This window comes from Telluria sp. AC161 (genome assembly GCF_979258535.1).
On record NZ_OZ409861.1, the window covers coordinates 515,434 to 541,116 of the forward strand.

Annotated in this window: 12 protein-coding genes; 8 read left to right on the forward strand and 4 right to left on the reverse strand. The window is 61.1% G+C overall.

The window, feature by feature from the left end; translation table 11 throughout:
* The first annotated feature begins 297 nt into the window (after positions 1-297).
* Both ACZ0AJ_RS02280 and ACZ0AJ_RS02285 read left to right on the forward strand, forming a co-directional pair.
* Positions 298-3,360: a TonB-dependent receptor gene (locus ACZ0AJ_RS02280; RefSeq protein WP_499453749.1), complete on the forward strand. Its 3,063-nt coding sequence runs from the start codon at positions 298-300 to the stop codon at positions 3,358-3,360.
* Between the two features lie 618 nt (positions 3,361-3,978).
* Positions 3,979-6,876 (forward strand): TonB-dependent receptor, encoded by a 2,898-nt coding sequence (locus tag ACZ0AJ_RS02285; RefSeq protein ID WP_499453751.1) that lies wholly within the window; start codon positions 3,979-3,981, stop codon positions 6,874-6,876.
* 74 nt (positions 6,877-6,950) lie between these two features.
* On the opposite strand, the gene ACZ0AJ_RS02290 is transcribed toward ACZ0AJ_RS02285, so the two are convergent.
* A complete protein-coding gene (locus ACZ0AJ_RS02290; protein ID WP_499453753.1) occupies positions 6,951-7,676 on the reverse strand; it encodes a 16S rRNA (uracil(1498)-N(3))-methyltransferase in 726 nt (241 codons plus the stop codon).
* Positions 7,677-7,799: 123 nt separating this feature from the next.
* Here ACZ0AJ_RS02290 and tkt point away from each other — a divergent pair, with 123 nt between their 5' ends.
* The 6 genes from tkt to ACZ0AJ_RS02320 all read left to right on the forward strand — a co-directional run bounded on the left by tkt (position 7,800) and on the right by ACZ0AJ_RS02320 (position 18,531).
* Positions 7,800-9,797 (forward strand): transketolase, encoded by a 1,998-nt coding sequence (gene tkt / locus ACZ0AJ_RS02295; RefSeq protein ID WP_499453755.1) that lies wholly within the window; start codon positions 7,800-7,802, stop codon positions 9,795-9,797.
* Between the two features lie 89 nt (positions 9,798-9,886).
* On the forward strand, positions 9,887-10,897 hold the full coding sequence (gene gap, locus ACZ0AJ_RS02300; protein ID WP_183549416.1) for a type I glyceraldehyde-3-phosphate dehydrogenase: 1,011 nt from the start codon (positions 9,887-9,889) through the stop codon (positions 10,895-10,897).
* A 296-nt stretch (positions 10,898-11,193) separates the two neighbouring features.
* Positions 11,194-14,079 carry a TonB-dependent receptor domain-containing protein gene (locus ACZ0AJ_RS02305; RefSeq protein ID WP_499453758.1) on the forward strand — a complete coding sequence of 962 codons (2,886 nt, stop codon included), beginning with the start codon at positions 11,194-11,196 and terminating at the stop codon, positions 14,077-14,079.
* Positions 14,080-14,413: 334 nt separating this feature from the next.
* Entirely contained in the window at positions 14,414-14,812 is a 399-nt protein-coding gene (locus tag ACZ0AJ_RS02310) for a glutaredoxin family protein (RefSeq protein ID WP_499453760.1), read from the forward strand.
* Positions 14,813-14,918: 106 nt separating this feature from the next.
* The gene (locus ACZ0AJ_RS02315; protein WP_499453762.1) at positions 14,919-15,113 is read left to right on the forward strand and encodes a hypothetical protein; all 195 of its coding nucleotides are present in this window, start codon (positions 14,919-14,921) and stop codon (positions 15,111-15,113) included.
* A gap of 655 nt (positions 15,114-15,768) precedes the next feature.
* On the forward strand, positions 15,769-18,531 hold the full coding sequence (locus ACZ0AJ_RS02320; protein WP_499453764.1) for a TonB-dependent receptor: 2,763 nt from the start codon (positions 15,769-15,771) through the stop codon (positions 18,529-18,531).
* A gap of 85 nt (positions 18,532-18,616) precedes the next feature.
* On the opposite strand, the gene map is transcribed toward ACZ0AJ_RS02320, so the two are convergent.
* The 3 genes from map to ACZ0AJ_RS02335 form a co-directional block, all read right to left on the reverse strand.
* On the reverse strand, positions 18,617-19,384 hold the full coding sequence (gene map, locus ACZ0AJ_RS02325) for a type I methionyl aminopeptidase (RefSeq protein WP_499453766.1): 768 nt from the start codon (positions 19,382-19,384) through the stop codon (positions 18,617-18,619).
* 155 nt (positions 19,385-19,539) lie between these two features.
* Entirely contained in the window at positions 19,540-22,395 is a 2,856-nt protein-coding gene (locus ACZ0AJ_RS02330; protein WP_499453767.1) for a TonB-dependent receptor domain-containing protein, read from the reverse strand.
* A 410-nt stretch (positions 22,396-22,805) separates the two neighbouring features.
* Positions 22,806-25,679, reverse strand: a complete 2,874-nt coding sequence (locus ACZ0AJ_RS02335) for a TonB-dependent receptor domain-containing protein (RefSeq protein WP_499453769.1) — start codon at positions 25,677-25,679, stop codon at positions 22,806-22,808.
* Between the last annotated feature and the right edge of the window lie 4 nt (positions 25,680-25,683).

Genomic DNA, 25,683 nt, shown 5'->3' on the forward strand with positions numbered 1-25,683 from the left:
TTTTCAGAGCTGTTTTGGTGAATGAATGCACCATGCCTGCGCGCTGTCTCAAACCGACAACATTGTGCGAACGAAAATAACGAAATGCATACGTATATGCACAAAAAGTTGTTGACGCCACAATGTCCTATGCATGAACGTAGATGAGCGTTCATTTCCTTTTCGAGGAAAAAATGGCATGAACGTACTTACAGCGTAATGTGGGTGTACAGGGAGGGGCGCTACCGCGATCGGTGCTGGTGCGACCAGGAACAGGACTGCCATGAGCGGTCCGGCAAAAAAGAGAAAGCAAATCACATGTTGAAGAAAACTGTATTAGTTCACGCACTGAGTCTGGCCTTTGGTGGCGCAGTGATTGGCATGGCTGCAATGTCGCCGGCAATGGCGCAGTCGAATGCATCGGGTAGTGTCTTCGGTACCGTCGCCCCGGGCAGCAATGTGCAGATTCTCATCGAGAATACCGACATCGGTATCCGCCGCACCCTGACCCCGGATGCACAGGGTCGTTTCGTTGCCAGCTCGCTGCCGAGTGGCACGTACCGCGTGTCCCAGTTGCGTGACGGCGCCGTCATCGGCTCGGTCAACGTCGAGACCGGCATTGGCCGCAACGGCGAAGCCATCTTCGCCGCTGCCGCACCGGCCGGCGGTCCGCAGGTCGTCCAGGTGACCGGCACCCGCGCCACCATCGACACCAGCAGCGCCGGCAGCAGCGCCACGTTCAATGCCCGCGAACTGGCAACGTTGCCGATCGGCCGCACCGTCGAAGCCATCATTCAGCTGGCACCAAACACCACCACCGCCGACTCGCGCTTTGCCGGCGGCGCATCGTTCGGTGGCGGCGCAGCGTCCGAGAACTCGTACTACATCAACGGTTTCCCTGTCACCAACCCGTTGACCGGCCTGGGCGCTGCCCAGCTGCCATTCGGCGCGATCGCCGAAGCGCAAGTGCTGACCGGCGGCTTCGGCTCCGAATTCGGCCGCTCGATCGGCGGCGTCGTCAACATCGTCACCAAGGGCGGCACCAACACCTGGGAAGCGGGCGGCATCGTGACCTGGGAACCGAAATCGCTGCGCGCCACGCCGAAAGACATCTACTACCGCAATACCGGCACGCCAAACAACGTCAATACCGACGGTACGCTGCGCCTGGCGCGCGCCGAAAATACGCGCGACCAGAAGGTGTATGGCGCCTACGTCGGCGGCCCGATCATCAAGGACAAGCTGTTCTTCTTTGCCTCGGCCGAGAAAACCGAAACCGAAGAAGGCCTGGTCAATGGCTTCCGCGTGGCCACCAACAATGCCGCCGTCGGCTGGCGCGAGCGCGACACCAAGGTCGAGCGCTACATGGCCAAGATCGACTGGAACATCACCGACAATCACCGCCTCGAATTCACGACGCTGGGCGACACGCCTGAAGTGAACAATTCGGACAGCGGCTTCAACTACGCGACCCGCAGCCGCACCGGCGCCGTCACGTCGACCACGCGCCGCATCAACGTCGACAACAACGGCGCCAAGCTCAATACCCTGCGCTACGTCGGCAACCTGACCGACGACCTGACCGTCACCGCCCTGTACGGCCGCGCCAAGTCGCCGCACGAGAACTACTTCACCGGTTACAACCCAGACCTGTTCCAGATCTCGTCGACGGTCGACGCGCGCGCCCCTGGCCTGAGCTATGCCAATCCGCAAAACATCTCCGGCAACATCCTGGCCCCGGGCTCGGAGGACATCGTCGATTCGGGCCGTTTCGACGTCGAATGGCGCCTCGGCGCGCACACGCTGCGCGGCGGCTTCGACCAGACGAAGGTCGAGTCGGTGGCAGCGGGCGACTTCCTCGCTGGCGGCGGCAGGTGGACCTACTATCGCGCCAGCAATCCAGGCGCGGCCATCCCGGGCGAGGGCGGCGTACTCGTTCCTGCGCCGGCCAGCACCGGCAGCCCGTTGGGCAGCCAGGGCTATTACGTGACCCGCGACCAGTTCTCGACTGTGACGAATTCGTTCGGCGAGCAGAGCGCGTGGTATCTGGAAGACCGTTTCCAGGCAACCCCGAACCTGCTGCTGACGCTGGGTGTGCGTAACGAATCGTTCAAGAACCAGAACGACTCGAAGACGACCTTCCTGGAAATGAAGAACCAGTACCAGCCGCGCCTGGCCGCAGTCTGGGACGTCAACGGTGATTCGAGCTTCAAGGTGTACGCGACCCTGGGCCGCTACTCGGTGCCGATCCCGACTCACATCTCGGTGCGTGGCGCGGGCCGCTCGACCTTTACGTCGCAGTACTACACCTACACCGGCACCGACGCGAACGGCGCGCCAACCGGTCTGGCGCAGCTGAGCCAGCCTCTGTCGGGCAATAACGAATATGGCCAGGACAAGGTGGTCGACACGCTGGCGGCGCGCAATATGGAGCCGACCTATCAGGACGAAGTGACCTTCGGCTTCGAGAAAGCCTGGTCGCCATCGCTGAATTTCGGCGCCAAAGCGATTCATCGCAAGCTGCAATCGACCATCGACGATTTCTGCGACGTGCGTCCATTCCAGCGTTTCGCCGACGCCAATGGCATTGCGATCACCAACCCGTTGTTTGGCAACAGCTGCCAGACCTTCAATCCGGGTGAAGACAATGAGTTCCTGGTCGACTTCTCGGGCGACGCGACGAAGCTGACACCCGTCAACCTGAGTGCGGCGGACATCGGCTTCGACAAGCCAAAGCGCACTTATAGCTCGGTGGAGGCATTCCTCGAGCACCCGTTCCGCAATGGCTGGTATGGCAAGATGAGCTATGTGTGGTCGCGCAACAAGGGCAATACCGAAGGCCAGGTGCGTTCGGATAACGGCCAGGCTGACGTCGCCGTCACGTCGTCGTGGGATTACCCTGAGCTGATGGAAGGCGCCTATGGCTACCTGCCGAATCACCGCAAGCACCAGGTCAAGGCATTCGGCTTCTATCAGTTCAACGACGAGATCACCGTTGGTGGCAATGCGCTGATCGCTTCGGGCCGTCCACGCAGCTGCATCGGCAGCGCCGCCAATCCGGGCGATTCGCCGAACTACGCCAACCAGACCTTCTATTGCGGTGGCCTGACCCGTTCGCAGAACGTGCTGACCCCACGTGGCTCGGTCGGCAGCCTGCCATGGACGCACCGTTGGGACATGAACGTGGCTTACAAGCCTAACTTCATCAAGGGCCTGCAGTTCCGTGTCGACGTGTTCAACGTCTTCAACAGCCAGTCGGTTGCCAGCGTGACCGAGGCCTACAACAATGCCGCCAACGTCAGCAGCCTGTACCAGACGCCGCTGTCGCTGACCGCACCGCGTTACGCCCGTTTCTCGCTGATGTACGATCGCAAGTTCTGATCCAGCCGTTTTCAGGACAAATGCCAAACCGCCCTTCGGGGCGGTTTTTTATTGGGTTGCCCAAAGACATTGTGTTGTATTTACCCAACTTTTAGTTTCACGCTCGATAATGGTGCATCGAAATAAAAACCGGGACTGGTATAGCGCAACACCACCTTGACTTGTCCCGCACTGGAAAAATTTTGATGATAAAAAGGTCGTCAATACAAGACGTTGCGTGCCTTTAGCATTTGAATGGCGGTTCAGCGGATTGCACCAGTTTGATATTGCGTCGCACCACCATTGCGCTTTCCAGACTTTCAAAAAAATAAAGTGTTGTATTTCACACTCTGCATTATTGGTGCTCGGTTGACACTATTCTTGACGCCATGTTTTTATAGCTCCACTTGAATAACGTTTGGTTTCATCCAGGCACTTATTTAGGCTGATCGTCCCCAGTCAGACGTATGCATGAAAAATACTGCCGTGCAGAATGCGATCAGTGGTCAACCTATTCCGGCTCAATGCGTCCATCCGATGCTTTGCCGGCCCAGGCGACCGGCAGGCACGAGCCTGCGGAACAGGCACTGAGCATTCTGGTGCGCAATCACCGATAAGAAAGTACGAGGAGAATCACCCATGATGTTGAAACTGAAGTCGATGCCTTTCGCGATTGCCTGCGCAATTGCCAGCGGCGCCTTGACCTGCGCAGCACCGGCATTTGCCCAAGCCCAGCAGGGCAGCACCGAACCAGCCGCGCAGCGCGTGGTCGTGACGGGTTCGCTGATCAGCCGCACCAACACCGAAACGCCGACCCCGGTGCAGGTGCTGACTGCAGCCGACATCCAGAAGAGCGGCAAGACCTCGGTTGCCGAGCTGCTGACCGACCTGGCCGCCAATGGCGCCGGTACCCTGGGCACCGGCTTTGCCGGCGCGTTCGCCAATGGCGCATCGGGCATCTCGCTGCGCGGCCTGACCGTGGGCGCGACCCTGGTGCTGATCGACGGCCACCGCATGGCCCCGTATCCGCTGTCGGATGACTCCCAGCGCTCGTTCGTCGACGTCTCGTCGATCCCGTTCGATGCCATCGAAAGCATCGAGATCCTGAAGAGCGGCGCTTCGTCGCTGTACGGCTCGGACGCGATCGCCGGCGTCATCAACATCAAGCTCAAGAAAAACCTGAACGGCACCCGCCTGTCGGCCGAAGTCGGCGACACGCAGCACGGTGGCGGCAAGACCAAGCGCGCTTCGATCAGCACCGGCATCGGTGACCTCGACAACGACGGCTACAACGCCTTCATCACGGCAGAATACCGCAAGCAGAACGCGATCAAGGTCGTCGACCGCGAACAGTATGGTTATGCGAACCGCGACTGGCGCGCACGTGGTGGTAACGACCTGACCCTGGGCGTGCCGACCAACATCAACAACTTCCTGACCCCGGCCAGCAGCCCGTTCCTGTACAACGCGTCGAACCCGAACAACCCGGCTGGCGTCACCAACGTCAATAACCCGGCAAACTACCAGTTCCTCGACCCGACGAACTGCAACTTCACCAAATACCGTGCCGGCGGCTGCTCGGTGCGCGATGAACTGTCGAACATCCAGCCAGAGACCGAAAACGTCAACCTGATGATCGGCATGACGAAAAAGCTGAGCGAAGACTGGGAAGTGCGCTTCAACGGCTCGATGTTCCAGCGCGAAAGCAACAACAACCGCAATGCAACCCCGGCAGCGTTCAGCCCGACGAGCTTCAACGGCACCACGACCCTGGTCAATGGCGTGCTGACACCGCGTGTGGGCGCCATCTCGAACACGACCTTCGCCGCTGGCGCACCGGTCGGCGCGAATATCACCAACCAACTGGGTGCTCCGGCCCGCCTGTACGGCTACATTCCGGATGTCGGTGCAGCGACGGCGACCAACAACAAGACCACCGCGACCCGCTTCGCGGCTGACCTCGTCGGTAGTGCCTACGGCTGGGACGTGAACGCTGCCATCGGTGGCACCCGCGTCAAGAGCGACCTGGACTACAGCGGCTACGTCAACCGTACCAACCTGTACAACCTGCTGCGCAGTGGCACGTTCAATGTGCTGGGCAACAATGCGCCGGGCGTCGTGGATGCCGTCTCGCCACGTTTCGGCAACAAGATCGACTCGACGCTGAACTACGCCGACCTGATCGGTTCGCGTGAACTGTTGTCGAATTTCGGCGCCGGCCCACTGGCCTTCGCCGCTGGCGTGCACTGGCATGAGCGCAAGCAGAATGCACCTGCATCGAGCCTGACGCTCAACGGCGCGGTCGCCAATACGGCAGCGTTCACCATCGGTGACGAAACCAACAGTGCGGTGTTCGCCGAGCTGCAGGCCACGCCGATCAAGAACCTGGAAATCGGCCTGTCCGGTCGTTATGACCACTACGACACCTACGGCAATTCGTTCACGCCGTCGGCCAACTTCAAGTGGGCGCCGATCCAGCAGTTCGGTCTGCGCGGTACGTTCGCACGCGGTTTCCGCGCGCCGAACCCGGCTGAAGTCGGCAATGCCGGTTCGTTCTTCACGTTCAACGCGATCCGCGATCCGATCCTGTGCGCCAATGGCAGCCAGACCACGGCCGGCAACGTGCCATCGGCTTGCTCGTTCAGCCCACCGTACGTCCAGACCACCAATCCTGATCTGCAGCCAGAGAAGTCGAAGTCGTTCACGGCCGGTATCATCGTCGAGCCAATGCGCGGCCTGAACATGACCCTGGATTACTACAAGATCCAGATCAAGAACCTGGTCGTCACGCAAGCAGGTAACGATCCAAGCTTCACGCCAACCTGGGTCCGCGGTCCTGCCAACACGATCGACATCGCCACCGGCGTGGGCAACAACACGGTGCCTGGCATCCCTGCGGTTGGTCCGATCCTGTACGGCCTGTCGCCTTACATCAACGCCGGCAGCACCGAAACCCACGGCATCGAAGCGGACATCCGTTATCGCTGGCGCCTGGCCAACGATCTGGGCACTGTCAGCGCGAACCTGAGCGCAGCCCACGTCTTTGGCTATGTGACCGAACTGGGCAGCGATTCGTACCAGCTGGCCGGCACGCAAGGTCCATCGTCGGTTGGCGGCGCAACGGGTAACCCGAAAGACCGTGCGCAGTTCACCCTCGGCTACACCCGTGGCCCGCTGGACGTGACCGCCACCGTGAACTACACGAGCGGCTTCTCGACCTTCGACCCGGCACTGGGCGCGACCGACTGCGCATCGACTGCAGCCGACGTTGGTGGCCGTACCTACTTCCAGGGTCTGGTCCAGCCGATCGGCTACTGCAACGTGTCGTCGTTCACCGTTACCAACCTGAACCTGTCGTACAAGGTCACGGATAACCTGACGATCCGCGGCGCGATCCTGAACCTGTTCGACAAGGAAGCACCATACGACGTCGCTACCTACGGCAACGCCGGTGCACAAACGTCGTACAACGCGTCGCTGCACCAGCCAGGCGCAGTGGGCCGCTTCTTCAGCCTGGGCGCGAACTACACGTTCTAAGCCTGTCGCTGTATAAAAAAACCCCGCCAGCAGCGATGCCGGCGGGGTTTTTTCATGCGCTCTCTATTGACCGTTCAGATGGCGTCCCAGGCTCCCGCCAGCACGGCGAGCGCGGCCAGCCCGGCCGTCTCGGTGCGCAGCACGCGCGGTCCCATCGACAGCGACAGCGCGCCGGCGGCAACGGCCGCGTCTTCTTCGTGCGGCGTGAGCCCGCCTTCCGGGCCGATCAGGAGCGTGACCGCCTGCGGCGCATTCGCGCGTGCCCAGCCGGCCAGCGATTCGGTGGCGCGCGGACTGAGCAGGATGCGGGTCGTGCCCGCGCTTGCCGCCAGCCACGGTTGCACGTCCGCCATTGGGTGCAGCTGCGCCAGCCGGTTGCGCCCGCATTGCTCGGAGGCCGCGACGATGACGCCATGCCAGTGTGCCTGGCGTTTCTCGAGCCGCTCGCCGGACAGGCGCACGACGCTGCGCGCCGCGGCCAGCGGCTGGATCGCGGCCACGCCCAGTTCGACGGCCTTTTCGATGATCCAGTCCATTTTCGAGCCTTCCGGCAAGCCCTGGGCCAGCGTGACCGGGTAGGGCGCTTCGGCCTCGATCGCCTCGTGCCCGTCGATGACGGCAGTGGCGCGCCGCTTGCCGGTCTCGACCAGCGTGGCGCGGTATTGACCGCCTTCGCCATTGAACAGCGTCAGCGCGGCGCCGGGCTGCAGGCGCACCACATGCAGGTGATGCGCGACTGCTTCCGGCAGCTCGACGGTGCTGCCGTTGACAAGCGGCTGGGGACAATAAAAACGCGGCATGGCACTCCTGAAATCGGTATGGACAGGGCTGCATTTTAAATCCTCGCTACGGCGGTCTGGTAAAATAACGGGCTACGGCCAGCCGCAGGCCACCAGCTTTCCAATCCCTGATCCCCGATCTCCATGAAATCTACGCAAACCACCACCCTGATGGCCAACGCGATCCGCGCGCTGGCGATGGACGCTGTTCAGCAAGCCAACTCGGGCCACCCGGGCATGCCAATGGGCATGGCCGAGATCGCCGTTGCGCTGTGGGACAAGCACTACCGTCATAATCCGGCCAATCCGGGCTGGATGAACCGCGACCGCTTCCTGCTGTCGAACGGCCATGGCTCGATGCTGCATTACGCGCTGCTGCATCTGGCAGGGTACGACCTGACGATGGACGATCTGCGCGCATTCCGCCAGATGCATTCCAAGACGCCGGGTCACCCTGAAGTGGGCATCACCCCGGGCGTGGAAACCACCACCGGCCCGCTGGGCCAGGGCATCGCCAATTCGGTCGGCATGGCGCTGGCCGAATGGCTGCTGGGCTACGAATTCAACCGTCCAGGCTACGACGTGGTGGATCATTACACCTACGCGTTCCTGGGCGACGGCTGCCTGATGGAAGGCATCTCGCACGAAGTGGCGTCGCTGGCCGGCACCCTCAAGCTCAACAAGCTGATCTGGCTGTACGACGACAACGGCATCTCCATCGACGGCAAGGTCGAAGGCTGGTTCACCGACGACACGCAAAAGCGCTTTGAAGCCTATGGCTGGAACGTGATCCCGAAGGTCGACGGTCACAGCGTCAAAGATATCGATGCGGCGATCGAGCAGGCCAAGACGTCGGACCGTCCAACGCTGATCTGCTGCAAGACGATCATCGGCAAGGGCGCACCGAACCTGGAAGGCGGCGACAAGGTCCACGGCGCGCCACTGGGCGACAAGGAAATTGCTGCCGTGCGCCAGCACCTGGTCTGGGATCCGATCCCGTTCGATATCCCTGCCGAACTGTACGAAGCATGGGACGCGAAAGAGCGCGGCGCCCAGGCCGAAGGCGAGTGGAACACGATGTTCGCGGCGTACCGCGGCGAACATCCTGAACTGGCGAGCGAATTCGAGCGCCGCATGAAGGGCGAGCTGTCGGGTGAGTTTACCAAGGCGCTGGACGCCGCGATTGCGAGCTGCATCGAGAAGCAGGAAACCATCGCTACCCGCAAGGCGTCGCAAAATGCGATCCAGGCACTGGCCGCAAGCCTGCCAGAATTCCTGGGCGGCTCGGCCGACCTGACCGGTTCGAACCTGACCAACTGGAAAGAATCGGTTGCTGTGCGCTCGGGCATCGCCGGTAATCACATCAACTACGGCGTGCGCGAATTCGGCATGGCCGCGATCCAGAATGGCGTGGCGCTGCATGGCGGCTTCATCCCGTTCGGCGCAACGTTCCTGACTTTCTCGGACTACAGCCGCAATGCGCTGCGCATGGCCTCGCTGATGAAGATCCGTTCGATCTCGGTCTTCACCCACGACTCGATCGGCCTGGGCGAAGACGGTCCGACGCACCAGTCGGTCGAGCACGTCTCGTCGCTGCGCCTGATCCCGGGTCTGGACAACTGGCGTCCATGCGACACGGTCGAATCGGCCGTCGCATGGGGCGCAGCAGTCCAGCGCAAGGATGGCCCGACGACGCTGATCTTCTCGCGCCAGAACCTGCCGTTCATGGCCCGCGACACCCAGCAGGTCGCCGACGTCGCCAAGGGCGGCTACGTGCTGCGCGACACGCCGGACGCCAAGGTCATCCTCATCGCCACCGGTTCCGAAGTCGAACTGGCCGTGAAGGCCTTCGACGCACTGGCCGCTGAAGGCATCGCCGCGCGCGTCGTCTCGATGCCGTCGACCGACGTGTTCGATCGCCAGGACGCCGCCTACAAAGCCAGCGTGCTGACCCGCGGCACGCCGCGCGTGGCCATCGAAGCCGGCATCACCGCCTTCTGGTACAAGTACGTGGGCCTCGAAGGCGCCGTGGTCGGCATCGACACCTTCGGTGAATCGGCGCCGGCGCCAGTGCTGTTCAAGCACTTCGGCTTCACCGTCGAGAACGTGGTTGCCAAGGCCAAACAAGTTATCGCAGCGTAAGCATTCGCCAGAAAACGGACTGTCCCGCAGGGATGGTCCGTTTTACTATGTTCGTTACGAAAAAGTTTTTTTTCTACCAGGAGCCAAGCATGACGATCAAAGTTGCAATCAATGGTTATGGCCGCATCGGCCGCAATATCCTGCGCGCATTCTACGAAGGCGGCAAGAAACAGGACATCCAGATCGTGGCGATCAATGACCTCGGCAATGCCGAGTCGAACGCCCACCTGACCCGCTACGACACCGCCCACGGCAAGTTTCCTGGCACCGTCACGGTCGAAGGCGACAACATGATCGTGAACGGCGATCCAATCCGCGTGTTCGCACAGCGCAACCCTGCAGAAATCCCATGGGGCGAGCTGGGCGTCGATGTCGTGCTCGAGTGCACCGGCTTCTTCACCACCAAGGAAAAGGCATCGGCCCACATCAAGGGTGGCGCCAAGAAAGTCATCATCTCGGCCCCGGGCGGCAAGGATGTCGACGCGACCATCGTGTTCGGCGTGAACCAGGACGTGCTGAAAAGCTCGGACACCGTCATCTCGAACGCATCGTGCACCACCAACTGCCTGGCCCCGCTGGTCAAGCCGCTGCATGACGCCATTGGCCTGGAAACCGGCCTGATGACCACCGTGCACTCGTACACGAATGACCAGGTGCTGACCGACGTGATGCATGAAGACCTGCGCCGTGCCCGCTCGGCCACGCAGTCGATGATCCCGACCAAGACCGGCGCTGCCGCTGCAGTCGGCCTGGTGCTGCCGGAACTGAACGGCAAGCTGGACGGCTTCGCGATCCGCGTGCCGACCATCAACGTGTCAATCGTCGACCTGACCTTCATCGCCAAGCGCGACACCACCGTCGATGAAATCAACCAGATCATGAAGACGGCCGCCGACGGTGCGCTGAACGGCATCCTGACGTACCAGACCGAGCCGCTGGTGTCGGTCGACTTCAACCACAACCCGGCCTCGTCGAACTTCGACGCGACCCTGACCAAAGTGTCGGGCCGCCTGGTCAAAGTGACGTCGTGGTATGACAACGAGTGGGGCTTCTCGAACCGCATGCTCGACACCACCGTTGCGCTGATGAACGCCAAGTAATCTGTCAACACTGACGAGAAACCCGGATGCTGCCAGCGTCCGGGTTTTTTTTCGCCAAAGCTGGCTCGAACATCTCAGGTCGAATGAATAAAGATTGGTCGCTTATTCGTACTGGATAAAGCGACTTTGTCATCTGCATATAGTTGTCATCTATTTGCAACAAAGTAGAAAGTACATACCTTATCTCATAAAAAATCGTTTGGTTTTCATTATCTCTCTGCGAAACTTTATCGTTGTATGTACCCGGGTACATATGAACACCTTCGGATAATAATAATCGCAGCGAGAGGAAATCAATGAAGCCGCCAGTCCTGAAATACAGTGTCATTGCGGTCGCCATGGCCATTGCCACATCCCCGTACGCGTCGGCACAAAATGCCGGCGGCGAGGGCGCGCAAACCGTGTATGTCACGGGGTCGAACCTGAAGCGCACCGAGAAGGAAGGCACCCAGCCCATCCAGATCATCACGGCGAAGGATATTCGCGAAACCGGTGCCTCCACGGTCACCGAGCTGATTCGCCTGGTGCCATCGATGGGGTCGGATGTGAATCTCGACACCAACGACGGCGGGTTTTCCCGCGGCGTATCGACCGCTTCGCTGCGCGGGCTGTCGTCCAGCTCCACGCTGATTCTGCTGAACGGCCGCCGCATGACGCCGGTCGCGTATGCCGATCCGAACGATGGCAACTCGACGCTGTACGACCTCAATGCGATTCCGCTGGCCGCGCTTGAACGCGTCGAGATCCTGCGCGATGGCGCTTCGGCCGTGTACGGCTCGGATGCGATTGGCGGCGTCATCAACTTCATTACCCGCTCGAACTACAAGGGTGCCGAACTCTCGGCGCGCGTCAGTGCCAACGACGACAACGAATTCAAGCGCAAGGGCGTCAACGTCGTTGCCGGCACAGGCGACCTCGACACCGATGGCTATAATGTGTTCTTCACGGCCGACCTGTCCGACCGCGACCGCGTGCTGCGCGAAAACGTCAAGGATATCGAGTTCGAGCAGTACCGCCGCCTGTCGAATCGCTACGCCACGCCGTATGGCAGCGCCGTGTCAGGGGCGCCTGCGTTCTATCGCGAGACCGCGCCCAATTCTGGCCAGTTCACCGCGACCCGCGCCAACGCCGCCGATCGGCTGCGCCTGAGCACGAACTGCGATCCGGCGCGCCAGTTGACCGGCTCGACGGCGATGGGCCTGGCCGCAACCAGTGTGTTCGTGGGCCGCACGTTCTGTAACTACGACACCAACCAGAACCTGGAAGGCACAGGCGAAGGCAAGGATGCAAGTCTCCTGAGCCGCGGCACGATCAAGCTGGGCCCGAACGTGCGCGCCTTCGTCGAGGGCGCCTACGCCCGCACCGAGCGCCTGTACACGGCCAATCCGATCACGATCGGCACCACGCCAATTACCAACTTCAATGCGACCGGCGTGGCGCCGAGCTACCAGACGATCCTGCCGGCCGGCCACCCCGACAATCCGTTCCCGAATGCGCGCGCCTCGGTGGCCTACCGCTTCGAAAATGCCCCTAGCGGCACCGAGACGATCAATGAACAGGGGCGCCTGCTCACGGGCCTGCAGGGTTCGCATTTCAACTGGGACTGGGAAGTGGGCCTGCTCTACAACGAAGCACGCCGCAAGGATAGCTACGAGGGCCGCCTGTACCTGCCGGTGCTGCGCCAGTTGAACGCCGGCGCCACGCTGGCGCAGCTCTCTGCCAACCCGGACCTGTTCCGCAGGACCCAGAGTGACGACAAGTCGTCGATCACCCATTTCGACGTCAAGGCCAATACCCAGTTCGGTCAGCTGGGCGGCGGCGCGATCGGCGTTGCAGTGGGCGCGGAAGCCCGCCGCGAAAAGTTGAAGATGAATCCGGGCGAGTTGCTGGCAACCGGCCAGATCTACGGCCTGGCCAACACCATCATCGATGGCGAGCGTGACGTCAAGTCGGCCTTCATCGAAATGCGCACCCCGTTCTTCAAGAACTTCGAGATGGACTTTGCCGGTCGCTGGGACAAGTATCCGGGCATCAAGACCAACTTCGTGCCGAAGGTGGGCGCCAAATGGACGGCGACCAACAGCCTTGCGTTCCGTGGCAGCTATTCCGAAGGCTTCCGGGCGCCGGCGTTGTCACAGGTAACGCCAGGGGGCGCGCAATTCTTCCTCACCAACCTGTATGACCCACGCCGCTGCGAAAGCGATGAAGTGACACCAAAGCCCAACGCGACCGAAGTCGATTGCCGCAAGTCGGCCTCCGGCACCGGTGGCGCCAACCCGAACCTCAAGCCGGAAGAGTCGAAGAGCTATACCTTCGGCATCCTGTTCTCGCCGACCCCGAACTTCGATATCGGCCTGGATTTCTTCAAGATCCGCAAGGAAGGCGAGGTGGCACTCGGTACGGCGTTTGACGCGCTGCGCGACGAGGACACCAATCCTGACCTGATCGTGCGCGATCAGACGCCGGCCAACTTCATCACCGATGCCGCCGGCAGGCCGATTCCGGGCACCGGCCCGCTACTGACGGTGCGCCAGCCATGGCTGAACAAGGGTTCGGTGGAAGTGCAGGGCATCGATATCGACGTTGCCTTCCGCAAGAACCTGGGCGACTGGGGCAATTTCAGCGCCAAGCTCACGTCGGCCTACCTGCACTCGTACACGCTGCAGCAAGAACCGGGCGACCCGGAACGCAATCTGGTTGGCTACAATGCCGGTCTGCTTGACTGGAACCTGAGTAGCGGCATTGACCTGCCACGCTGGAAAACGAGTCTGACGGCCTCGCTGACCCGCGGTGCGCATGCCTTCAATGCCAGCGTCAACTATACCGGTCCGGTCTCCCTGCTGCGCAAGTACGACAACCAGACCACCTACGAGACGGCGTTCTGCCACTACCAGCCAGCCACCAGTGCAGGTACGCCCAGTGCGAGCATCACCGTACCGGGTTATCTTGCTGAGTTCCCGGATTGCAAGGTCAAGGAATGGGTGCGCTTTGGCGTAGGGTATACCTACACCGGGATCCAGAACCTGTCGCTCACGTTCAACGTCCAGAACCTGTTCGACAAGGCGGCGCCGTTCGACCCGCGCTATGGCGCCACGGCGGGTGCGCCACTGGCCGGCTACAACGAAGGATTGCACAATCCGTATGGCCGCTACTTCACCGCGTCGGCCCGCTACAGCTTCTGAGCATCCACGACGATCCTTACCCGGCCTGGCCTGGCGGGTAAGAACAAGGGCCGGAACCGCATGCAGTTCCGGCCCTTGTCCGTTGTGCGCCAGCGCTGCGTTTGGCCAGACAGCACGGTCGCGCTAATGAAGGCCAGGTAAGCGATTTAGTCGATACTAAAACCCGGCAAGGCGCAGGCCTTCCGGTTTTTTTACGTCGGTGCGGATCATAAGAATGGCCGCTTTTATTCGATCCGCATGAAATTGCGGCAAATACTCAGAATGAATGACACATTCTTGACAAGGATTAATGCATATGTGATGTTAGTGATGTCTTTTCGAATCGGAACAAGATATGCCTGCGCTACCAGCGAAAAAAACAATGACGTATTTTCTGATCCTTGCTGCAGGTCTGGGTATTGGATCAGGGGTTCCTTATATCGTCAGTGCATTGAAGCCTGCCTATATCAAAGGCGATTACAGCGCTTATTATCCGGCTGGAAAAACCAATGTCGTCCTTTACGGAACGGACACTTGTCCTTATTGCATTCATGCCCGCGCGTTCCTGCGCGGACGAAATATAGCCTTCATTGATCGCGATGTTTCGGCTTCCGATGAAAACCGTCGCGAATTTGCACAGCTTGGGAGAAAAGCCGTCCCGGTAATTCTCGTCGGTGAACGCCTGCTTACTGGTTTCAACCCGGACGATCTCGAATCTGCGCTGATCAAGGCTGGTCATGTCTCCAAGCCATGAACGCCGCCTCTGACAGGCCGACTTTGTTGTATTTGGAATTTAGCGATCGACGGCGCGATTCCGGAATCAAATCACCGTCTTGATAAATCAATCCAGGAGAAAATGCATGAATAAAAAAGTCGCAGCATTCTTGTTCGCCATCGGTGTTGGCAGCGCAGCTACCGTATCGGCTTTTCAGCAAAATATGGATCAATGCGGGAAAGATTGCTCCAGGGTTTACCGGGCTTGTCTCTCTTCCGATACAAGCCCGGCGCAGTGCCTGGAAGAGCGTGTTGCATGTTCGGATCGTTGCGGTATCTAAACTATTGACGCTGCCACCCCATTGCGCCCGACCGGCTGACTACATGTCAGCGTGTCGGGCCGTCTAACAACGCCAGGACCGTGATCCGAGGACGAATGGGCGTGTGCGAACTGCAGGCTCGAACCAGCTGTCCGGACGACACCAAATAACGTTTTCCGCACTGTCGGACGCCGGACGCCGACTGGCAGCTGGGATATGTCCTTGCGCCAGGCGGCGCATTTGCTGGTCCCTGGCGGCTCATCGTAGAGCACCACGGCAGAGCAGGCATGCACCCCAAAATGGCACCGTATCGCACGAGACCTGCGCCCACAACCGACGCCACTGGCGGCAATTCGCCTTGATTTACTGGGCAGATTGCACGATCAAACGCGATGTAGTTGTTAATTAACAACGAATTTGTTAACACTTGTAACGGGTCACGTAGGGTATGCCCGGGACCACGGTGCTGGATCCAATCAATTGATATATTTTTAAGAGAATTTACCAGCAGTAAATACAGGGTAATGTGACATTCATGTGAACGGGGGTATCTGCGACACGGACTTTTACTTGGTGAGAGGCAATGTCGTTGCCATAATAAATCGACGCTGGACAGAGAGCGGCAGAAGACATGCTCCAATTTGGCGCGTTTATGAATGCAACCAAGGATGATCCAATGAAGTTCAACGAAAAGATGAGCGTGCGTGCAGTGCGCCTTGCTCTTGGCCTGGTATCCACATTGGCCGTGTCCCACACCATGGCGCAAGAGGCGCCAATGCAGCGCGTCGAAGTCACCGGCTCCGCAATCAAGCGCATCAACGTCGAGGGCGCATTGCCGATCCAGACGCTGACCCAGGAAGCGATTGCCAAGACCGGCGCCAACAGCGTTGCGGAACTGCTCCAGACCCTGCCTGCGATGCAGGGCTTTACCATTGGCGCCATCGCCGCCGGTACCAACTCGGGTGGCCGCGTGTCGGCCTCGATCCACGACATCGGCGAATCGTACACACTGGTGCTGCTCAACGGCCGCCGCCTGGCGCCACAAGGTTCGGGCAGCACGGTCAATCTGCAAGCGATCCCGATGAGCGCTGTCGAGCGCGTTGAAATCCTGACCGATGGCGCCTCGGCCCTGTACGGTTCGGACGCCATCGCCGGCGTGATCAACTTTGTCCTGAAGAAGAACCAGCAGGGCGGCGACATCGAAGCAAACTACAGCCAGCCGACGGCCGGTCAGGCGGGTGGTTCGCGCTATATCGCCGCAACCTACGGCATGGGCGACCTGGACACCGACGGCTGGAACGTGCTGGCCAGCTACCGCCGCGACGAGCAGGACCAGATCCGCTCGACCGAACGCGACTTCGCCAACACGGCCTTCCGCAAGTTCTCGCGCAATGGCACCAACTACGTCTATGACAACACCAGCACCGCATCAGTGCCGGCCAATGTCACCGTGGCGTTCCGCAACCCGGCCGGCGTCGCCGCGCTGCCATCGGTCGGCTTCTCGCCGTATCTGCTGGCCAATGGCAATTGCCCGACGCTGACTGTGGCGAGCATCAACAACAACGGCACCACCGCGCGCAACTGCACGTTCGACTACATCCAGACCGTCGAAATGGTTCCGGAAAACAAGCGCGACAGCCTGTTCCTGAAGGGGACCAAGAAGCTGGGCGACAAATGGGAAGCGTTCACCGACATCGCTTACTCGCGCTTCGACCTGACCGCGCGCATCGCGCCAAACACCGCGCCGTTCACGATCGTCGCCGGCTCGCCGCAATTCAACCAGTACGTGGCGCCATACCTGAACACCACCCAGCTTGGCCGCGTCAGCTCCGTCTCGGGCAACTACCGTGCTTTCGACTGGGGCACGCGTGACAGCCAGACCATCACCGAATCGAAGCACGCAGTGGCGGGCGTCGAAGGCGAGTTCGCCGGCTGGAACATCAACAGCGCGCTGACCTGGTCGGAAAACTCGATCGACGAGCGCTATGTCGGCGGCTACATGAAGAACGCCGAGTTCCGCAACATGCTGACCAACCGCCTGTTCGATCCGTTTGCACCGATCGGCGCGCAAAGCGAAGCGACCCAGAAACTGATCGACGCCTCGGTCTTCAACGGTTCGATCCGTGAAGCCTCGACCACCCTGAAGGCGGCCGACGTGCGCGGTTCGCGCGAGCTGTTTGCCCTCAGCGGCGGTGCAGCCCAGCTGGCCCTCGGCGCGGACTACCGCGAATACCACTACCAGCAGGACCCATCGGCCGATGCGGTCAACGGTGTGATCTACAACTTCAACGCGCCGGCCCGGTATGACATGAAGCGCGACAACGTCGGCGCCTTTGCCGAAATGCTGGCCCCGCTGACCAAGCAGATCGAGGTCACGGCGGCGTTGCGTTACGACAGCATCTCGGCCATCGACGACGGCGTGCGCGGTCGCAAGGTCGGCAGCGATCAGTCCAAGACCACGTACAAGGTCTCGGCCCGTTACCAGCCGATGCCGGAACTGCTGTTCCGCGGTTCGTACGGCACCGGCTTCAAGGCGCCTGACATGCTCAGCCTGGCGCAGCCAACGGTCAACGCCGGCTTTACCGCATCCTCGTGGGCCTGCCCGATCGCCGATCCGACACTGTGCCGTCCAGGTTCCACGCAGTACAACGTGCTCTCGACCGGCAACGAAGACCTGCGTCCTGAAACCTCGAAGCAGTTCACCGTCGGCATGCGTTTCGAGCCATCCCCACGCTTCTCGGCAGGCCTGGACCTGTGGGACGTGAAGATCAAGGATGCCGTGAGCGCCGTCAGCGAACAGCAGGCATGGGCTGACCCGGCGACCTTCCGCGCGCTGTTCCAGACCTACACGGAACCTGCAACCGGCAACACCTACTGGGCGTTCCTGCAGTCGTCGGTGAACATCGGCAAGACCCACAATCGCGGTATCGACTGGGACATGACCGGCCGCCAGCGTTTCGGTTTCGGCACCTGGACGACGACGCTGAACGGCACGTACATGATGAAGTCGGACTACACGCGTGCGGGTACGGCGAACGACTGGACCAACAGCATGAACTACTTCGGCACCAACAATGCCGTCACGTTCCGCCACATTGTCCGTCTGTCGAGCTCGCTCGATACGGGCAAGCTGTCGAACTCGCTGATCGTCAACTACCGCAATGGCTATGTCGATGCAGCCGCCACGGTGCGTAACCTGGACACCGGCCGCAACGAAACCGGCTTCCGCCTGGATGTGCCATCGTTCCTGACCATTGACTGGCAGGGCCGCTATACCTTCACCGAGAACTTCATCCTGCGCGCCGGCATGAAGAATATCGCCGACCGCAAACCGCCGCTGTCGCTGCGCGCCTCGTCGGGTCACCAGGTCGGGTTCGATCCGCGCTACGCCGATCCGCTCGGTCGTCAGCTGTACGTGACGGGCAACTACAAGTTCTGATCAGGACTTGAGCTGAACGAACAAGGGCCGGATCCCTGACGGGAGCCGGCCCTTTTTTATCTTCGTGGTTCTCGCTGCAATCTGATCAGCGCTGGTCCGGCCACGGGGTCAGGATCTCGGCGCCATTCTTCGTCACCACCAGCATGTGTTCCCACTGCGCCGACAGTGAACCGTCGCGCGTCATCACGGTCCAGCCATCCTCGAGCTGGATCACGTCGTCTTCGCCCATATTGATCATCGGCTCGACCGTGAAGGTCATGCCTTCCTTGAGCAGCAAGCCCGTGTTCTTGCGGCCGTAGTGCAGCACCTGCGGTTCTTCGTGGTAGACACGGCCGATGCCGTGGCCGCAGTAGTCGCGCACGACCGAGAAGCCGGCGCCTTCGGCCAGCGTCTGGATCGCGTGGCCGACATCGCCCAGGCGCGCGCCCGGGCCGACGGCGCGGATGCCCGCCATCATGGCGTCATAGGTGACCTCGACCAGCTTCTTCGCTCCGGGCGACGGCGTGCCGGCAAAGTACATGCGGCTCGTGTCACCATGCCAGCCATCCTTGATCACGGTCACGTCGATATTGACGATGTCGCCGTCCTTGAGGATGTCCTTTTCGCTCGGGATGCCGTGGCAGACCACGCCGTTGATCGACGTGCACAGGGTTTTCGGGAAGCCGTGGTAACCGATATTGGCCGGCGTGGCCTTCTGTACCTTGCGGATGTAGTCGTGGCAGCGGCGGTCGAGTTCTTCGGTGGAGACGCCGGGGACGACGAATTCCTTGATCATGTCCAGCACTTCGGCGGCCATGCGGCCGGCCACACGCATCTTGGCGATGTCTTTGTCGTTCTTGAGTTTGATGGTCATACGGGGAGGGAGTGACGCGGCAGCGCCGCAGGCAAACCGCCATGATACCGCGTTGGGGTCAGGCAAGCAGGGCTGGGATGTAAAAATGCCCGCCAGGCAGAGCCGGGCGGGCATTTACTGAACTTTTCAGGACAGGGTCTTGCGACCCCGATCCATTAGAAGTTCTGGGTGTAGCGGACGTAGAAGAAGCGGTCCAGCGACTGGTCGGCGTCGATCTTCGAAGCCGATGCCAGGGTGCTGTACACCATGCGTGGCGACTTGTCGAAGACGTTGTTGATACCGAACAGGAAGCGGCCATCCCACGAGGTCTTGTAGCCGACGCTCACGTCATGGATGGTGACCGAACCCAGCTTGTTGGCGCCCGTGTTGCCGTCAGCCAGCACGAAGTTAGGCATGTTGCACTCGATCAGCTCTTCGACATCCCAGCAGGTGTCTTTGGTTGGGCTGTAGTAACGGAAGCCCCAGGTTGCATTCCAGTTACCCAGTGCCCAGTCGATCGAGGTGTTCGACTTCACGCGGTTGTAGTAGTACTCGCCGACATACTCTTTCCAGCGGGTGCCTGGACCGTCGTTGGTACGGAACGAGTCGGTGTACGACGTTTCGTTACGGAAGCCGAACTGGCCGTAGGCGGTGCGTGGCAGACGATACGACACTGCCAGATCGACGCCTTCGGTTTCCATCTGACCCAGGTTGGCGTTGCCGCGCGACAGGGCCGTCAGGTTACCGGTGGTTGGATCGCGACGCAGCGAGTTGCAGTAGTTTGCGTTGCCACCGATGTAGCACTCGTCGATGACGTAATCAGCGCCGATAGCGGTGATGCGGTTGTCGATGGTGATGTTGTACCAGTCCAGACCGACCGACAGGCCAGGCACGAACGATGGGCTGTACACGAAGCCCAGGGTCTTGGTGACCGCAGTTTCAGGGCTCAGGAACTGGTTGCCGGCGCCGCTGTTGAAGGCGACGAGCGACTGGGTGCCGCCGGCGCTGGTGATCGCGCCACCGGCTTGCATCAGTTGACGGTAGTTGACCGGGGTGCCAGTCACGCCGCCGAAGCCGCTGGTGCAACGTGCCAGCACGGCTGGGTTACGCGATGCTTCGCCGAAACGGGTGTCGCAAGCGTCGGTGAAGGTGTCGAACGACTGCGAACCACCGCCCGAGATATCGTCCAGGGTTGGGGCGCGGAAGCCTTCAGCCCAGGTACCGCGGACCAGCACGTCCTTGACCGGCTTGTACATGAAGCTGGCCTTGCTGTTGTTGGTCACGCCGAAGTTGCTGTAGTCCGAATGACGGGTTGCCAGGTTGAAGCTCAGCAGTTCTGCGAACGGCTGTGCTTTCAGGACTGGAATGTTCAACTCGGCATACGCTTCACGCACGGTGTAGCGGCCGTAGGTTGCCTGACCCGACAGGTTGGTCGAGTAGCCCGACTGCGAAAACTGGTCAGGAACGTCCGAACCCTTGACTTCGCGGTGTTCGATACCGACTGCCAGGCCGAGTGCGCCGGCTGGCAGCTGGAACAGTTCGCCGGCCAGGTCAGCGGTAGCGCTGTTGATGGTCGAGCCGTAGGTCTTGGTGCCGGTCGTGTTGACGTAGTCAAGCGCTGCTGCGTTCGATGCCGATGGGCCACCCAGGATATCCCATGGGGTGCACGATGCCAGGCCGATCGGGTTCGCTGCGGTGCCGCACTGGACGACGCCCGACGAATTCATGAACGATGGGCCCAGAGCTTGCTTCAGGTTCAGCAGATTGATGTTGCCGGTGTCGGTCGCGGTACCCGAAACCTTGTTGTGGTTGTAGCCAACGCTCCAGTTCCACGCCAGGTCCTTGACCATGAAATCACCCTCGAGGGTGGCATCGATGTGCAGGGTGCGGTTTTCGTTGTCGGTGACGCGTGGCAGCTCGATCGTACGACGCTGGAAGAACAGGTCCTGGCCGCGGCCGGCGCCGACGACGCTGCTGCCCAGCGGGTTGTAGTAGCTGTCCTTGTCGACATAGACAGGGAAGTTGGCTTGCGAGGTCGACTGCAGTGGGTAACCAGCGATCTGGCGCACCGACTGGCGCTGCGAGTACATGGCGGTCGTTTTCAGACGCATGTCTTTTGGCAGTGCGATTTCGCCCTTGACGAACAAGGTGTCGAGTTCGCTAGGCGACAGCAGGTCCATGTCCTGCGTGGTGTTGTACTTGTCTTCCTGGATCGCCGACGAGTTGTTGTGGTAGTTGGCGATGTTGCGCGAATCCGCGCCCTGGCCGCGGCCGTCGAACGAGCCGGTGTGGTTCAGGTAACGGTTGAAACCGCCCGCGCCGGTCAGACCGCCGCCGGTTGCCGGATTCACCGGTGCGATACGGCCCCATGGACCGGCGCCGAGGCCGTCGAACGGGTGGTCAGGACCGTATTGCGTCTTGGTGATGTTACGCTCTTGCGTGCCCACGCGACCGGTTTCGGTGTGCGACAGACCCAGCATCAGCGATGCCTTTTCATCGCCAGCGCCGTAGCTCAGCGAGAAGTCCTTGTTGCGGCCGTCGTTCTTTTCGTTCTGGCCGGTGTACAGGGACAGCTGGCCGCCCTGCATGTTCTTTTTCAGGATGATGTTGACCACGCCTGCGATTGCGTCCGAGCCGTAGATCGACGAGGCGCCATCCTTCAGGATTTCCATGCGTTCGATCATTGCCGACGGGATCGTCGACAAGTCGGTGTAACCTGCAACGGTCTGGGTCCAGCGCTTGCCATCAACCAGCACCAGCAGGCGGTTCGCGCCCAGGTTACGCAGGCTGACGTACTGGCCACCCGCTTCGGTGTTCGACGTCAGCGAGCCCGAACGCGAAAAGTCCGGCGCGCCGGCCGACGACAGGTTGTTGAGCACTTCGCCGACGGTCACCAGACCAGTTTTCTGAATCTGTTCCTGGTTCAGGATCTGGATCGGTTGCGCCGTTTCCAGGTCAACCTGGCGAATACGCGAACCGGTCACTTCAACGCGCTGTGGCGCAGCGACTTCCTGCGCGATCGCAGCGGTCATGCCAAGGGTCATACCGCCGAGGCAGATAGCGCGGACCGAACGGGACAAGAGTGTTTCCATCATGTTGCAGAACTCCTAGGGGTGTATGCGCGGCTGGTCCTGGGTAAGGGCCTGCCACCGAAAAAATGTCGCGGTGCGACTCGCTGAAAAACGCCAACTAATTGGTCAAACGGCTTTTCAAGTCAGCAATAAAACCATTCGGGGGACTTCACTGTCAATGCATACGCACCAGAACGGTGAGAATGTGACCGTTTTGTTGCAGAAATGTGTATTTACTCGTTTTCGATATCACATGTAATTGACTAGGCGGTTACTTGCTGATCTAAGTTTGGTTGGACGGCAAAAAGCCCGCCAGGCTTGCGCCTGGCGGGCTTTTCGCGCAATAAAATTGCGGTTTACCGACGATTCATTTAAAACGCCTGATTGTAGCGAACGTAGACAAATCGATCGATCGGCAGTTCCGGGCTGACCGACGACGATGACGAGTTGCCGCCGGTAGCCGAGCCTGCGCTGTAGTTGATGACCGGTTTCTTGTCGAAGATGTTGTTCGCGCCGAGCAGCAGCTTGGCGTTCCATGGCAGCGCGTAACCGATCGACAAATCGCCGTACCACATCTCCTTGGCGCGGGTGTAGCCCGTGCCCCAGCTGGTCTTGGCGGTCGGGTCCGAACATTCGCCCGGCAGGGTCAGCGAGAAGCAACGGTTCTTCTGGCTGCTGTAGAAGCGGGCCGTGAAGGTCGCGCTCCAGTTGCCCATGTTCCAGTCCAGCGAGGTGTTCGACTTGACGCGGAACGTGTCGTATTCGCCGGCGTATTCGACCCATTCCGAATCCGGGGTCGACTGCTGCTTGTACGAGTCGGTGTAGGTCGTTTCGCTGCGGATGCCGAACTGGCCCCAGGCCGTGCGCGGCAGGCGGTAGTTGATCGCCAGGTCGACGCCTTCGGTCTCGACCTTGCCGCGGTTGGTGTTGCCGATCTGCAGATCGACGACCTGGCCGCTGGCGTCACGCGTGATCAGCGAGCAGAAATTCTCCACGTTGTACAGGAAGCATTCCTCGATCGTGTCGGTGGCCGACACGCCCGTGATCAGGTTGTCGATCTTGATGTTGAACCAGTCGACCGAGACTGACAGCCCTGGCACGCTCGACGGACTCAGGACCAGGCCCAGCGTGCGGGTCTTGGCGGTCTCGGGCAGCAGGAAGCTGTTGCCGGCGCCGGTCGTGAACGGGAACGGGGTCTGGCCGCCGGTGGCAGGCACGTTTGCGCCCGTCTGGTTCTTCTGGCGGAAGCCGGCAGGTACGCCGCGCGCCGCGCAGCGCTGGGCCACGGCGGGGTTGACGGCTGCTTCGCCGACGACACTGTCGCAGGCGTCGAGGTAGCTGGCGAAGGTCTGCGAGCCGCCGCCGAAGGTGTCGCCCAGGGTTGGCGCGCGGAAGCCTTCGGCGTAGGTGCCGCGCGTGAGCAGGTCACGCACCGGTTTCCACATGAAGCTGGCCTTGCTGTTGGTGGTCGAGCCGAAGTTCGAGTAGTCCGAGTAGCGCGAGGCCAGATTCAGGCTGAGCAGTTCAGCAAACGGCACGTCCTTGAGCAGCGGGATGTTCGCTTCCAGATACGCTTCGCGCACCGTGTAGCGGCCGTAGGTCGGATTGCCGGCCAGGCTCGACGAGTAGCCCGAGCGTTCGAACTGGCCCGGCACGTCGTCGCCGCGCACTTCGCGGTGCTCGATGCCGCCGGCAATGCCGACGGCGCCGGCTGGCAGCGTGAACAGTTCACCGCTGAGGTCGGCAGTAGCGCTGTTGACGACCGAGCTGTAGGTCGCCTGGGCGGTCGACATCACGTAATCGAGCGCTTCCGGCGTCGAGGCCGATGGGCCGCCCAGGATGTTCCACGGGGTGCATTCACCCAGGCCAATTGGCGCTGCGGCGGTGCCGCACTGCACGATGCCTGCGGCATTGCGGAACGACGGACCGAGGGCGCGCTTGAGGTTGATGAGGTTCAGGTCACCATAGCCAGTCACCTGGCCGTCGACCTTGCTGTGGTTGTAGCCGACGCTCCAGTTCCATGGCAGGGCGCGCAGCGAGAACTCGCCTTCGAGCGACGCGTCGATGTGCAGGCTGCGGTTGCTGTTGTCGGTCACGCGCGGTACTTCAATCGTGCGGCGGTAGAAGAACAGGTCCTGGCCATTGCCGGCGCCGGCCACGGCGTTGCCGTACGGGTTGTAGTAGCTGTCCTTGTCGACATACACCGGGTATCTTGCCTGCGAGGTTGAGCTCAGCGGGTAGCCGGCAACCTGACGCGACGATTTGCGGTCGGCGTACATCGCGGTGGTCTTGAAGCGCATATTGGCCGGCAGTTCGACTTCGCCCTTGACGAAGAGCGACGTCAGCTTGCTTGGCGTCAAAAAGTGCATCTGGCTGGTCGAGTTGAACAGGTCGGCCGGCGCATTGGCAAAGGTGTGGTAGTTGGCGGGATTGCGCGCATCCTGGCCCACGCCATCGCCCAGCGGGCCGCCGGTGTGGTTCAGCACCCGGTCAAAGCCGGTGACGGCGCCGGTCGGGCTGACCTGGCGGATACGGCCCCATGGGCCGCTGCCCAGCGCTGAATTCGGCCGGCTCGGGCCGTTCGTCGTGGCGGTGATGTCGCGCGTGCGCGCCCAGACGCCGCCCTGGTCGGTATGGGTCAGGCCGAACAGCAGCGATGCCTTGTCGTCGCCGGCGCCGTAGGTGACCGAGTAATCCTTGGTCTTGCCGTCGTTTTCTTCGTTCTGGCCGTGGTACACGCTGACCTGGCCGCCCTGCATGGTTTTCTTCAGGATGATGTTGACCACGCCCGAGATCGCATCCGAACCGTAGATCGACGAGGCGCCATCCTTCAGGATTTCGACACGGTCGATCAGTGCCGACGGAATGGTCGACATGTCGGTATAGCCGCTGACCGACTGGGTCCAGCGCTTGCCATCGACCAGCACCAGCAAGCGCTGCGCGCCCAGGTTGCGCATGTCGAGGAACTGGCCGCCCTGTTCGCGGCTCGCGCCGAGCGACGAACCCCGCGAGAAGGCTGGCACACCGGCCGAGGACATGCTGTTGATGATGTCGCCGACGGTGACCAAACCGCTCTTCTGGATCTGTTCCTGGCTCATCACCTGGACCGGCTGCGCCGTTTCCAGGTCGACCTGGCGAATGCGGGAACCGGTCACTTCGACCCGTTGCAGGGCCTCTTGTGCGATGGCAGTCATCGACGTCAGCGCCAGCGTCACGGCAAGTGCGATCTTGGTACGTTGTTGCATGTGC